The following is a 12,470-nucleotide window of genomic DNA, read 5'->3' as shown; positions in this document are numbered from 1 at the left end:
AATGTTTTCTAACTTTTTTCATAATATTAAAGTTAAAGAGTATAAGAATCTTGTCCTAACAAAGGTAGCAACTCCAAGCCGAGAATAATACATTCTGCTCCACAGCTGATAAGGTCTTCTACAATGGAAATATAATTGGTCTTGGTTTCAGGATTAATAAATCCTACTCCCAGTTCTTCCTTGACCGTATGCTGAATATAATCTCTTGTTTCCTGGTTTTCCGGGATCAGTACTTCAAGCCCATATTCCTGAAGTTTATTTTTGTAAAAATCCATTTCCATGGTAAATTTTGTTCCCAACAGTCCGACCTTTGTAAATCCGGCTTTACGTATTGCTTTTGCCGTTTCTGTCCCAATATGGAGAATGGGCAGTTGTACGGTATCCTGAAGCTCGTCTGCAAATAAGTGGGCTGTATTTGCACATAGAACAATGCTGTCTGCTCCGGTGTTTTTAAGGTGTTCACAGGCTTTCCGTAATAATTCAAAGGAATTGGTCCATCCTTTTGCCTGAATGTCTCCGAAATTTAAGGAATATATCATACATTCGGCAGCATTCAGCCCTCCCAGTCTGGCATTGACTCCTTCATTGATGAATTTATAATAGTCCAACGTAGATACCCAGCTAATTCCGCCTACCAAGCCTATTTTTTTCATAAGATTCTGTTGTTTGTAATTGAAAACAAATCTAGATAAAAGTTTTCAATGTATCCCGCATATCGGTTGGATATTAATGACTTTAAGAATGGGTACAGACATTGAAAAATTTATTTTTTATCCCTATTTTTGTTAGATAACCCATCAAGCTCAAAATATGATCATAGAGAATAGCAACCGACAGGATATTGAAGAGATTTTCAGGCTATATCGTTTGGCAACTGATTTCCAAAGAACAAAAAATATTGTTCTGTGGCCGGAATTTGAGAGAAGTCTGATAGAAACTGAAATTGATGAAAAAAGACAATGGAAGATTGTAATAAATAATGAAATAGCCTGTATTTGGGCAGTTGCTTTCAGTGACCCGCAGATTTGGTCAGAAAAAAATGCTGACCCGGCAATGTATATTCATCGTATCGCTACCAATCCGGAATTTAGAGGTCAAAATCTGGTAGTTGAGATAGTAGACTGGGCAAAAAAATATTCGAAAGAGCATAATAAACAGTTCATAAGGATGGATACGGTTGGAGAGAATACTCCTCTGATCAATCATTATAAAAAATGCGGCTTTGCTTTTCTAGGATTGGTACAACTTAAAGATACTGATGGCCTTCCCGGGCATTATCATAACGCTGAACTCAGTTTGTTTGAAATTGATTTATCAGGCACAAATTAAACATATTCCATGTCGCAAAGAAAATGCATTTAAAGATATTACCCCTGATCATGTCCGTAAATTTCATAATAACGAATATGAGATCCTCCAAAAAATATATAGAAACAACGCTTTATTCTTAAATCAAAGATGAAAACAAACCGGATACAGATTATTTTCTGAGTGTAACCGTCAAAAATATAATCGCTAAGCTCTTATTTATGCTAAAACCAATAAGCTATTGTAAATAATATACTTTAATACCGTTTTTTTACGGTATTTTTTATAATGTCTTTTGGGATTCAAATTAAGGTCTGATATTTGCAATGGGTAACCCAACTAAATGACCTGTTTTATTTATGAAAAACATATCTGTGAAAAAATCATTTTTATATGCTCTTTTTTGTGCTGCAATGCTGATTTCTTGTAAGAAAGAAATTGAAAAAATAAGCGATACTTTTAAAGATACGGTTTCTTCGTCAGAAACTTCTGCTGTAGAAAAAGATTCCATTAAGAAAGATTCTGTTGTAAAAAAAGAATCTGTACCACCGGCAATGCAGGAAAACGGTTTTTATAATGCCCTAGTACTTCCCAAAGATAAAAAGCTAAGAGATTCCATCTATGCAGAATTCAGTAAAAAATACAGTGAGAAGGAGCGTTATGCGATTCTTGCATTAAACAGACTTGATTCTAAAAATAGATGGAATGCCGATACGTTGGTCGTTCCTGCAAAAATAGACACGACACTTATGGAATATTCACCTTTTCCAATGCAGCTTGATATATTGAGCGGGGTGAAAAAATTCGTCATCTTTTCCTATCCAATACAGGCTTACGGTGTTTATTCCAATGGTAGCCTTGTCAAATGGGGTCCAACAAGTATGGGGAAAAAAGCTGCGCAGACAACACGTGGACTTACTTTTGCCAACTGGAAAAAGAAACTTTCGATTTCAACGGTAAGCAGTGAGTGGAAACTTCCTTATAATTTTAATATTCACAATGTCGGAGGTATTGGATGGCACCAGTATGATCTTCCCGGTTATCCGGCATCGCATTCATGCTTACGTTTATTGATGAAAGATGCCCAGTGGCTGTATTCTTATGCAGATACCTGGATTCTGAATCCCGGAGGTGCCACAACCAAAGCAAAAGGAACACCCGTAATGGTATTCGGAGATTACAAATGGGGTGGCAGAAAGCCGTGGAGAAAGCTTCTGGATGATCCCAATGCCAATAATATTTCAGTGGAAGAAATGACTAAGCTACTGGAGCCTCATATTGATAAAATGATCAAGGAACAGGACAACAGAGAAAAAGTATCAGATTCCATTAAAACAGCTAAAGCTATGGCAGCTCCAATCCAGGAAGAAAAACCTGCAGAAGTTCCTGCTAACTGATTTTCTTTTCAAACTGTGAAGTAGATTCTTCCGCAAACCTTCTAAGCTTAAGCATTTCTTCTTTGCCTTTGTATTGCCCGAATCTGGCAGCTGCATAGGTAAGAAAGATGCAGAACAACATAACAAATGAAGCGCTCAGGGCCCACGGGAACTCAGCGCTTTTTATCTGATTTTCCACGTAATACATTGTAAAGAAAGTCATCCACAGGATAGAAAAGAAAAAATAGAGGAACATAAAGAAAGTCCATACAGCAGAGCTGGGGCCGAATACTCCCCGTATGACAGTTTCGTCATCTTCAATTTCTATCCGTAAAGACAGCCTGGGTTTCCAGTAATTGTCATATTCAGTTTCAACGCAGATCGTGGCCATTTCCTTGTTGATATTTCCGGAAAATTCATTCTTATGGTCGGCAAGATACTTTTTCAGATTTTCCGCATATTCTTCTTTGGTAAGATGCGTAAACATCTTGAATCTTGGGCGGGTTCTTATTTTATCTATTGTGCTTTCTTCGGTTTTCATATTTTAATCTTGATAGGGTATAGGGTCTTCTAACACAAAACTAAATGTCATTTCCTTATTTTTTCTCTGAATCACCATTGTGATATTTTTTCCTTCATCAGATTTCATCAGCTCCATAATCTTTTCCATGGTCATATCGGAAGTCCGGCTTCCGTTGATCGTGATTATGCGGTCATCTTTTTTGAGCCCTGCTATAAATGCCGGTGAATCTTTTCTTACTCCAGCAACGGAAAAAATAGGTTTCAATGTAAACTTATACTGAAAATTATTGACCACGGAAATCTCACTGCTTGCTTCCGATATTTTTTTTGGTTCTATTTTTACCCGGTCTTCCTGCCATTCCAATCCGTCCTGTTTAAAATCCAGTCCGCTCATATTGAAATGAAAAGGCTCATCAAAATTCCTGTTTTTTCTAAGATACAATTTCTCACCTTTATAATCGAAAACGACAGAAAATCTACGCATTATTTCAGCCCCGACGGATCCCTTTCTATCCTTTACCAGATTAACATGCTGAATAGAATACTCGTCAGGCATTGCTGTGAGCGGTTTTTCAAATTTAAAATCTCCGAGATAGAAATTATGGATACGGCTTCTTTTACCGTAAATATCTCCATTGAAGCCACGGCCCAGATAATCATCAATGTTGGGTCTGTTGTACACAAAATCTTTAATAAGGGTAGGGAATAGCCAAATAGCATCACTGTTACCGAGATCTATGAGCAGTTTTGAGCTTTTCTTTTCCCTGGTCATTTCTATATCAGCATTAATGTAAGGTTTGTCCTTTTCCACACTCATAGGAAACTCATCAAACTTTCGGACTTTCTTTTTGAATGCATCTGTATCCTGATAGACCGTTATTTTTTTGGTTGTATAATCTATCAAAATAGGATTATTCTTAAAAAAATGATACCCGATTACTCCGTTCACAGGAATTCCTATATGAGGTGAAATATTGAATTCTTCATCAATGACAATATACAGAAGCATAGAAGAATTGATGATATTATCACCTATTTTTGCAGTATTACGATCAGATTTAAGACCGTCTATACTTACATTTCCTCCAAGCCCTGAAAATTTGATCTTTTCAATATTCTGCAGCCTGATCTCTTTATTGTCCAGGCTGAAAAGAATGGTTTCCGCAACTCCGGTATCAAGCATAAAGGTAAGCTCTGCACCATTAACATTGATGGGAATGAAGATAAGGTTATTGATAAGCTTAAAAGGAATAACCGCTTTTTTAACTTTAACCAGTTCAAAAGTATTCTGTGCACTTATAAAAATGCTTAAGAATAATGTCAGTAAAGAAAGCAGAAGTTTCATTTACTGAATTTACTGAAATTATCCTTACTATCTATAAAAAAACATTCCAAAAACAGGAATGTTTATATAAACTTCAATGAAGAAGTAATATTAGTTGAAGAAAAATGAAATGGGTTGGGTTTTATTTTGAGAAAAAATCCATCAGGTCCATATAGTTCTTCTGATTCACACCATGTCCGCTCATATACTCTCTGAACGTAAAATAACAGCTCAGGTCATACAGAAGGTCTGCGGCTTTTCTTCCCCATTCCATTGGGATAACAGCATCATCTGTTCCGTGAGATACGAAGAAACGGAGTCTTTCCAGCTTCTTTTTGTCTTTTACGATGCCATCCAGAAGCTTTTCCTCAGGATAGCTGCTTAAACATGCCACATAATTGAAAAGATCAGGGTGCTTTAAAGCTAAAGCGTAACAAAGTATTCCGCCCTGGCTGAAGCCGCACAAATGTACCTTACCTTCAATAAGTCCGTAATGATTCACAATTTTCAGAATATTTTCTAGCACTGCATTTAAAGATTCCTTGGCCTGGGAAATGTCAATGAAGTTTTCAGGATTGTTAAAATCAATATCAAACCAGGAATATCCTTCAAACTGGGTATCTCTGGGTGCCCTGAAGCTTACAATAAGCCAGTCGGCGGGAAGAGTTTCCCTGAAACTGAAAAGATCCTGCTCATTGCTGCCATAGCCATGAAGCATGAAAAGGACGGTAGTATTTGAGGTGATATGTTCCGGTTCTCTTACTATATAATCTAAATTCATACAGCAAATATAATTAATAAATCATATTGTAAATCTAAAATACAAACCTGGTTTTTATACTTAATAATTTAGGGAAGCACACGCTCAAATATAGGCTGCTGCTGTACTTGTGCTTTTTTATTGATTTGATATTATTTAGAAAACTTTATTGGAAATTTTTCATAAAAGTTATTTTTATATTAATAAAAAACTTATATTTGAAACATTAAAAATCTATTTGGAGAAATGAAGCAATTTTACAAATCAAAAAGTTTACTTAGACTTTCTTTTTTATTCGTTTTATTATTTTCGGTAATTACTGTGGTGAATTCTTGTAAAAAGGATAACGACGAAGAAGAATTCGCAGATCATGTTGTTCAGTTTGAAGTGAAAACAACTACCGGAGGAGTTATCAGAGCTATCGTAACACAGGTAGGAACATCTAAAACTGATATTTTCGATCCTGTAGGAACTGTTTGGACAAGTGGCGAATTTTTTGTGAATTCCAGCCAGGCGCAGTTAAACCTTGATGCGAAAGCCGATCTTCCGGATGCCGATTCAGAATTGGTCATTAATCTTTGGATAGACGGCGAGATCGTAAGAACCGATAAGAAAAAAGGAGCAGGGCCTATGGTAGCTTCTATTGATTACAGCTTCTTAGAATTATAGAATAACTTACTTATATATAAAAAAACCGCTTTTATAAAAGCGGTTTTTTTGTTTTATAAATTGATTTTTCTGTTCAAAAGTTTTCATTAAAATTTTATCAGCATTTATTCCTCGATTAATTGGAGCTGTATGGCACGGTTAATAAGCTCCGTAGAATTTTTTGCTTGAAATTTTTGTAATAAATTTTTACGATGTGTATCTACAGTAAGAGGGCTGAGGAAAAGTTCTTCGGCAATCATGGCACTTGTTTTTCCTTCCGCTACCATCCGGAGGATCTGTTTTTCCCGTTTTGTAATCCTTGGCACAGGAAGATCGTTCTGTGAAGGTCTGCTGATGATCTGCTTTGTTTCCTCACAAAAAACAATATTTCCCGAAAGAGCCCCTTTGATGCACATTACCAGTTCATCTATTGATGTGTTTTTAAGGATATATCCGCTGGCCCCATTCTGGATAGCCTGCATGATAATGCTTCGTTCCGAACGGTTGCTGAACATGATCACGGAAGTTTTTGGCGATATTTTTTTGATTTCCAGGCAAAGTTCTATTCCGTTGGCATCCGGCAGTGTGATATCCAGAAGAACTATATCTATTTCATTGGACCGGAGAAAACTGATGAGGTCCGAACCGGATGTAAAAGTTTCCGAAACAGTAAGAAATGATTGGCTTTTCAGCATCATTTTTAATCCTTCTATAACGATAGGGTGGTCATCTACGATAACGATATTTATTTTATGAGACTGCATGGGTATTTAATTCAATATTAATAGTTGTTCCTTCGTTATCCGAATTGATCTCCATTTTGCCTTTAAGATAATCTACTCTGTTTTTAAGATTATGAAGGCCCATACTTTGAGACTTCCTGTAATCCTCTTCTTTAAATCCTTTTCCGTTATCTTCTACAGTGATCATGAAGTTTTCATCAGATTGTGAGCATTGAAGCAGTATATTGGTTGCTTCCGAATGTTTAACGGAGTTGGCCAATAATTCCTGTGCAATTCTGTAAATATTAAGCTGTATGGATAAAGGAGTACTTTTGCTAATGTTAATAGGCTGAAAGTCTACCTTAAGATCTTTTCGGATATAGAACTCGCACAGATCTTTAAGAGCGGTTTCCAGTCCGAAGCTCAAAAGGGATTCCGGCATCAGGTTTCTAGCCACATGTCGCAGTTCGGTAACTGAATTATCCAGTTGGTTTAGGATTTTGTAGAAATCTTTATGCCGGCCTGCTTCAAGGTGGGTTGAAGACCAGGTAGAAAAATTTATTTTAACTCCGGCAAGCATTCCGCCCAAGCCGTCATGAAGATCTTTGGCAATACGGGCTCTTTCTCTTTCTTCTCCTTCCAGAATAGCTTTTGTAAGGGCCAGTTCTTCTCTTTGCTGAATTTCTTTTATTTCCTGTTGAAGATTTATTTCGCGCTGTTCCGAAATTTTTTTGTTCTTTTTAAAATTTAAAAGACCTAAAATGATAAAGCCGGCTGATAACAGGGAGGCAAGTCCCAGAATCCACATGTATTTGTTTTTCTTGCTGATTTCCAGCTGCTTTTGTACTAATTCTTTATCTCTTTCGGATTTTCTGTATTTTGCTTCAAGAATGGCAATGTTTTTATGGATAGAAACCGTATTCAGGCTGTCAAAAGAATCTATATATCGTTCAGCATACAGGTTGGCTTTAGTTGTATCCTTAAGTGCGGTGTAATTTTTAGAAAGTTCTTTTAAAACTTCCTGCCTGTTTTTTTGATAGGGAGTGCTGGCATAAACTTCTTTAAAAATCTTATTGGATTTTCCATAGTCTTTCAGCTCACTGTTGAGCTGCCCTTCAAACAGCTTTATTCTTTCTGCAATAACTGTATTTTTATATTTTTCTGCATTGCTCAACCCTTTGGCAAAAAGCTTTACCGCTTCCGGGTAATTTTTTTGCTTCATATGATAATATCCTAAAGTGCAGTAATAGAGTGAATAAAAATTGGATTCAGGATAATCTTTGATGATGGAATAGGTTTTCTCTAATTCTGTATTTGCCTGCGGCATTTTGTTTTCTCTCATCAGAGCATCTGCCTTAAACAAAACAGCTTCTCCCTTAATAGCTTTGGACTGTGCTGTTTGTCTTTTCAGTTTGTTGATAGAATTTTCAGCCAAGTTCATGTATTCTATTGCTTTGGGATAGTCCTTGGAGTTATAGAACAAGACTCCGATACTTTTATATAAAGCTCCTGTAAGCTCATAATCTTTCAGGGATTTGGCCAGGGGTATTGCTTTATTCGTGATGATGTTCATAGACTCTACTTCCTTATTCTGAATGATCTTGAATAACGCTTTATTCTGGAACATGATGATCCTTATTTTTTTGGCTTCATTACTGTTGTATTTTTTCAAAAGCGATTCAATGTTTGTGAAATCTTTTTCCAGAAGATTAACGGCATCTGTCTTTGTATAGTTTATAATGGACTGATAATAAAGTCCTATATCTCTGTACACCGGACTGTTGGAAGAGCTTTCCAGACCTTGTTTCAGGTACTTCTGATAATTTTCAATATCCTGCTTGGTAAAATAGGTTGCAGCAATCTGGTAAGACTTAATGGCTTTTACCGTATCCACAGCTTCATTGTTGGCAGCCAGAACCAGACTGTCAAAATTACTATTCTTTTTCTCTAAAGAATAGAAATAAAGAGATTGTGCCTCAATATTGAGTATGCCGAAAAACGAGATTAATAATGCAAGCAATTCTTTTCTCATGCTTTCTGTGTAATCATGATTTATATTATGAATTTATTAAAAAAAACAATATGCACCTGTAGTGTACTTCATTTTCTTAAGATAGCTACTTGGAGATAAGCATGAAATACCTAAAAATAGGTAGATGTAAATACTGTTTTTTATGTATTGTTCCTTCCGGACATACAGAATAGTTTTGTGATACATATCTGAATCAACTTTAAAGCATGAATAATAAAGACATTGAAAGGTTTGATGAAAAAACATAGAAATAAATGCAGATAAGAATTAGTTTAAAAATTAAAATATGAGAATTATGAAAAAAATCAATTTACACAGAACATTCAAAAATGCAGTTGCTTTTTTGATGACAGCGCTTCTCTTAGGCTTTGTATCTTCATGCAGCAAAGATGATGACGATGTTGATGCAGGGGGAGAAGTTGTAGGTGGAGGCGCCAATTATAAAATAACAGTTACTTTGAACGGGGTAAATTCTACCGATGATTATGTTTCGGTAGTTGCTTCAGGAAGTGATCATCAAAACAGCACTTCCATATGGAAAATTAATGGGACCATTCAAAACGGACAAACAGCTGTAGGATTAAACGACAATAGTTTTACCGGTTCTACCAAAACCTATATTATTGAGACCAATTCCCCTATTGCAGGCTTGTCAGCTTCCATTCAGGTGGTGAACTTTAACTCTTCTATTACGGGAACTTATAAAATAGAAAAAAACGGAACCGCAGTAGTTGATGAAAATATTAATTTAACAACCAACGGGGCCGATTTTACGAAGCATTATTCATTCAATTAAATGATTATTTATATACAGGAAAGCTTTAATAATTTTATCTCTAACTCTCTTCAAAGATGGAGTAACTTTTCAGGTTAAATTTTGTATTAAAAAAGAGAGACTCTGTAACCTGAGTCTCTCTTTTTTGAATAATATTATTGAAAATTTTTACAGTACCTTCACAATAAAGTAGCTTTTCTTACCCTTTTGAAGCAGTAAAAATTTACCGTCGATAAGATCACTTTCATTGGCGGTATAAGTATCGTTTACCTTTTCTTTGTTGACGGAAATTGCATTTCCTTTGATCTCCCTTTGAGCTTCACTTTTAGACTTTAAAAATCCTGATTTTTCAGAAAGAAGATCAACAATACTAATTCCCAGGACATCAGCTTTGGCAACTTCTTTTTGCGGAACACCGTCAAAAACCTCAAGGAAAGTTTCTTCATCCAGACTTACCAGATCTTCAGCTGTAGAGCGTCCGAACAGAATTTCCGAAGCTTTTACTGCCTTTTCATATTCGTCTCTGCCGTGTACCCATACCGTTACTTCCTCAGCCAGTCTCTTTTGAAGTTTTCTTTCATGTGGAGCTGCTTTGTGCTCTTCAATTAAGGCTTCAATTTCTTCTTTTCCAATGAATGTGTAGAATTTAATGAATCTTTCAGCATCTTCATCGGTAGCATTCAGCCAGAACTGGTAGAATTTGTACGGGGATGTCTTCTTTTTGTCCAGCCAGTAATTTTCTCCGCTTTCAGACTTCCCGAATTTAGAACCGTCGGCTTTAGTAATCAAAGGAACTGTTAATGCAAATGCTTCTCCCTGGGCCTTTCTGCGGATCAGTTCAGTACCTGTAGTGATATTTCCCCACTGGTCGGAACCTCCCATCTGAAGCTTTACATTGTTATTTTGGTACAGATGAAGGAAATCATATCCCTGGATTAGCTGGTAAGTGAATTCCGTAAAACTCATCCCGTCTGCACCGCTTTCCCCGGAAAATCTCTTTTTCACAGAATCTTTAGCCATCATATAATTAACGGTGATGTTCTTCCCTACGTTCTTAGCAAAATCAAGGAAAGAAATATTTTTCATCCAGTCATAATTGTTGACTAATTCAGCCTTGTTAGGACCATTTCCGTCAAAATCCAAAAACCTTGAAAGTTGGTTCTTTAAACAGTCTACATAATGAAGAAGAGTGGCTTCATCCAGCAGGTTTCTCTCGGCAGATTTTCCTGAGGGATCTCCGATCATTCCTGTAGCACCACCTACCAAAGCAATCGGTTTGTGTCCGTGCTGCTGGAAATGTGCTAAAATTTTGATCTGGATAAGACTTCCGATATGCAAAGAATCAGCAGTCGGGTCAAAACCAATATATGCAGTAGTTACCTCTTTATTCAGTTGTTCATCGGTTCCTGGCATCATATCGGCAAAAAGACCACGCCATTTTAGTTCTTCTATAAAGGAATTCATCTATAATTTTCTTTAAAATTTTACGATGCAAAGATAGTAAATTCAGGAGTATAGAGAAGAGATGTCAGAAGGTAAAAAAATCAAAGGATAAAAAGGCCTGTCTGCACCTTTGTGCTTTCACTTAAAAAAATTATATTTGTTAATAATGAACGAAGAACAGCTATTTCTGCTTATTCAAAAGGCAAAAGAAAAGGACCAGAAGGCCCAGACCAAGCTCATCAATATTTTTTGGGTGGATGTTTTCTCTTTTGTCATGAAAAAAGTAAAAGATGAAAATGATGCAGATGAGATTACGGTGAATGTTTTTTCCAAAGTGCTGTCGAAACTGGATATGTACGATCCGCATTTTCAGTTTAAAACCTGGGTATTAACTATTGCCCAGAATACAGTCATTGATTTCTGGCGGAAAAGAAGCCGCGAAAACCAGGATCCTACCGAAAACCTGGATGAGGTTAAAAACCAGTTCGCAAAATCTCCGGAAGAGCTGATGATCTCCAATGAAGAGCAGAAAAAGATCATCAAGACTATCGAATCGCTGGATGCCAATTACCAGGATATTATTAAACTACGTTTTTTTGAAGAAAAAAGCATCAAGGAAATTGCAGAAGAGCTTGGAATTTCCGTCGCCAATACTAAAGTAAGGGTGATGCGTGCTAAGAAAGTCCTTGCCGAGCTGCTAAAAAATAATGAATTTGATGATAATTAAATGATTAAGTAAGATAATCAGTTTCATTCAGTCTTAAAAGCAAAGCTTACCTTAATAATCTTAAAGGCTTAATAGAATCTTAATGATTCAAAATTTTCACAAATACACTTCCTCTTTTGTCTTAGGAAGAACAATTTTCCTCGGCTCCTTCTGATTCCTGTTTTGCAGATCTATTTTCAATCCTTTTTTAATATAGGTTTCCTGCTTGGATTTACCATATTCAGAAGTATTTTCAACTTCTTTTTTATAATTGAGCTGTCCTGTGGAAAGATTAAAGTCTATGTCTGCCCAATAATCTCCGGGTCTGCCATACGTTGAAGAATGGCCGATCAGTTCAAAATGGCCGTTTTGAAACCTGTATTTATCCGTGTAGCTCCATTTCCAGCTGCTACCGCCTGCCTGGGTGATATTCAGGATTCCTTTTTCAATAGTTGTTTCCTGGTAGGGATCGCCCATCATCCCTCCGCCGGCACTTTCAAGAATAGCATTCCTTGATTTACTCAGGATCATCCATGTTCCGCCACTTTTTTTCTGAATCTGGATCTCACGGATTTTACCCAGTTCACCTTCATCTGCTGTAGTATAAATAACCACTCTTTCAGGAATTTTATCACCATCCAGATCGCCTTCCACAGTATCAATGATTTCTGAACCTGCCGGCTGAAGTTCTTTCTGGGCAAAGCAAAATGTACTGATAATAAGGGATAGGGTAAAAAAGATCTTCTTCATAATTTAATTTTGGTGGTTTAAAATTACTAAATTATATGTTTCATCAATGTTTGTCTTTGATTGTTTCGATAAAAAAATCACTAACTTTGAAGCTCAATTTGAGA

The 12,470-nt window shown here is 36.3% G+C and carries 13 protein-coding genes; 5 read left to right on the top strand and 8 right to left on the bottom strand.

The features are described 5' to 3' along the window. Window positions 1-32 precede the first annotated feature (32 nt). The gene (locus V6R96_RS20650; protein ID WP_336380092.1) at window positions 33-653 is read right to left on the bottom strand and encodes an amino acid racemase; all 621 of its coding nucleotides are present in this window, start codon (window positions 651-653) and stop codon (window positions 33-35) included. A 157-nt stretch (window positions 654-810) separates the two neighbouring features. Here V6R96_RS20650 and V6R96_RS20645 point away from each other — a divergent pair, with 157 nt between their 5' ends. After that, window positions 811-1,329 (top strand): GNAT family N-acetyltransferase, encoded by a 519-nt coding sequence (locus V6R96_RS20645; RefSeq protein ID WP_336380091.1) that lies wholly within the window; start codon window positions 811-813, stop codon window positions 1,327-1,329. A gap of 338 nt (window positions 1,330-1,667) precedes the next feature. After that, window positions 1,668-2,705, top strand: coding sequence for a L,D-transpeptidase (locus tag V6R96_RS20640; RefSeq protein WP_336380205.1), 1,038 nt, complete (start codon window positions 1,668-1,670; stop codon window positions 2,703-2,705). Here the strand turns inward: V6R96_RS20640 and V6R96_RS20635 are convergent. The 3 genes from V6R96_RS20635 to V6R96_RS20625 form a co-directional block, all read right to left on the bottom strand. Further along, complete coding sequence (locus V6R96_RS20635; RefSeq protein ID WP_336380090.1) at window positions 2,698-3,225, bottom strand: hypothetical protein; 528 nt, start codon at window positions 3,223-3,225, stop codon at window positions 2,698-2,700. The genes V6R96_RS20640 and V6R96_RS20635 overlap by 8 nt on opposite strands. A gap of 3 nt (window positions 3,226-3,228) precedes the next feature. Then, complete coding sequence (locus V6R96_RS20630; protein ID WP_336380089.1) at window positions 3,229-4,551, bottom strand: PDZ domain-containing protein; 1,323 nt, start codon at window positions 4,549-4,551, stop codon at window positions 3,229-3,231. A gap of 121 nt (window positions 4,552-4,672) precedes the next feature. Continuing rightward, on the bottom strand, window positions 4,673-5,311 hold the full coding sequence (locus V6R96_RS20625) for an alpha/beta hydrolase (RefSeq protein ID WP_111955998.1): 639 nt from the start codon (window positions 5,309-5,311) through the stop codon (window positions 4,673-4,675). 303 nt (window positions 5,312-5,614) lie between these two features. Here V6R96_RS20625 and V6R96_RS20620 point away from each other — a divergent pair, with 303 nt between their 5' ends. Then, window positions 5,615-5,959 (top strand): hypothetical protein, encoded by a 345-nt coding sequence (locus V6R96_RS20620; protein WP_336380088.1) that lies wholly within the window; start codon window positions 5,615-5,617, stop codon window positions 5,957-5,959. Window positions 5,960-6,063: 104 nt separating this feature from the next. Here V6R96_RS20620 and V6R96_RS20615 read toward each other — a convergent pair whose 3' ends face one another. Both V6R96_RS20615 and V6R96_RS20610 read right to left on the bottom strand, forming a co-directional pair. Beyond that, complete coding sequence (locus V6R96_RS20615; protein WP_111956002.1) at window positions 6,064-6,702, bottom strand: response regulator transcription factor; 639 nt, start codon at window positions 6,700-6,702, stop codon at window positions 6,064-6,066. Further along, on the bottom strand, window positions 6,689-8,692 hold the full coding sequence (locus V6R96_RS20610) for an ATP-binding protein (RefSeq protein WP_336380087.1): 2,004 nt from the start codon (window positions 8,690-8,692) through the stop codon (window positions 6,689-6,691). The genes V6R96_RS20615 and V6R96_RS20610 overlap by 14 nt, the downstream gene beginning before the upstream one ends. A gap of 295 nt (window positions 8,693-8,987) precedes the next feature. On the opposite strand from V6R96_RS20610, the gene V6R96_RS20605 reads away from it, so the two are divergent. Continuing rightward, a complete protein-coding gene (locus tag V6R96_RS20605; RefSeq protein ID WP_336380086.1) occupies window positions 8,988-9,488 on the top strand; it encodes a hypothetical protein in 501 nt (166 codons plus the stop codon). Window positions 9,489-9,635: 147 nt separating this feature from the next. Here the strand turns inward: V6R96_RS20605 and tyrS are convergent, their stop codons facing one another. Next, window positions 9,636-10,931, bottom strand: a complete 1,296-nt coding sequence (gene tyrS, locus V6R96_RS20600; protein ID WP_111956008.1) for a tyrosine--tRNA ligase — start codon at window positions 10,929-10,931, stop codon at window positions 9,636-9,638. 145 nt (window positions 10,932-11,076) lie between these two features. Between tyrS and V6R96_RS20595 the strand changes: the two genes are divergently transcribed. Continuing rightward, complete coding sequence (locus tag V6R96_RS20595; RefSeq protein WP_111956010.1) at window positions 11,077-11,637, top strand: RNA polymerase sigma factor; 561 nt, start codon at window positions 11,077-11,079, stop codon at window positions 11,635-11,637. A gap of 96 nt (window positions 11,638-11,733) precedes the next feature. Here the strand turns inward: V6R96_RS20595 and V6R96_RS20590 are convergent, their stop codons facing one another. After that, complete coding sequence (locus V6R96_RS20590; protein ID WP_336380085.1) at window positions 11,734-12,366, bottom strand: hypothetical protein; 633 nt, start codon at window positions 12,364-12,366, stop codon at window positions 11,734-11,736. Between the last annotated feature and the right edge of the window lie 104 nt (window positions 12,367-12,470).

Source organism: Chryseobacterium sp. CCNWLW53 (assembly GCF_037083525.1).
In the GTDB taxonomy this organism is placed as follows: domain Bacteria; phylum Bacteroidota; class Bacteroidia; order Flavobacteriales; family Weeksellaceae; genus Chryseobacterium; species Chryseobacterium lathyri.
Note: the sequence above shows the minus strand (reverse complement) of the source record. Positions and strands in the feature narration are given on the sequence as shown.

Coding starts and splice junctions, on each gene's coding strand:
- V6R96_RS20645 (WP_336380091.1), top strand. CDS start 811: ATGATCATAGAGAATAGCAACCGACAGGATATTGAAGAGATTTTCAGG.
- V6R96_RS20650 (WP_336380092.1), bottom strand. CDS start 653: ATGAAAAAAATAGGCTTGGTAGGCGGAATTAGCTGGGTATCTACGTTG.
- V6R96_RS20610 (WP_336380087.1), bottom strand. CDS start 8,692: ATGAGAAAAGAATTGCTTGCATTATTAATCTCGTTTTTCGGCATACTC.
- V6R96_RS20595 (WP_111956010.1), top strand. CDS start 11,077: ATGAACGAAGAACAGCTATTTCTGCTTATTCAAAAGGCAAAAGAAAAG.
- tyrS (WP_111956008.1), bottom strand. CDS start 10,931: ATGAATTCCTTTATAGAAGAACTAAAATGGCGTGGTCTTTTTGCCGAT.
- V6R96_RS20630 (WP_336380089.1), bottom strand. CDS start 4,551: ATGAAACTTCTGCTTTCTTTACTGACATTATTCTTAAGCATTTTTATA.
- V6R96_RS20615 (WP_111956002.1), bottom strand. CDS start 6,702: ATGCAGTCTCATAAAATAAATATCGTTATCGTAGATGACCACCCTATC.
- V6R96_RS20590 (WP_336380085.1), bottom strand. CDS start 12,366: ATGAAGAAGATCTTTTTTACCCTATCCCTTATTATCAGTACATTTTGC.
- V6R96_RS20625 (WP_111955998.1), bottom strand. CDS start 5,311: ATGAATTTAGATTATATAGTAAGAGAACCGGAACATATCACCTCAAAT.
- V6R96_RS20640 (WP_336380205.1), top strand. CDS start 1,668: ATGAAAAACATATCTGTGAAAAAATCATTTTTATATGCTCTTTTTTGT.
- V6R96_RS20605 (WP_336380086.1), top strand. CDS start 8,988: ATGAAAAAAATCAATTTACACAGAACATTCAAAAATGCAGTTGCTTTT.
- V6R96_RS20635 (WP_336380090.1), bottom strand. CDS start 3,225: ATGAAAACCGAAGAAAGCACAATAGATAAAATAAGAACCCGCCCAAGA.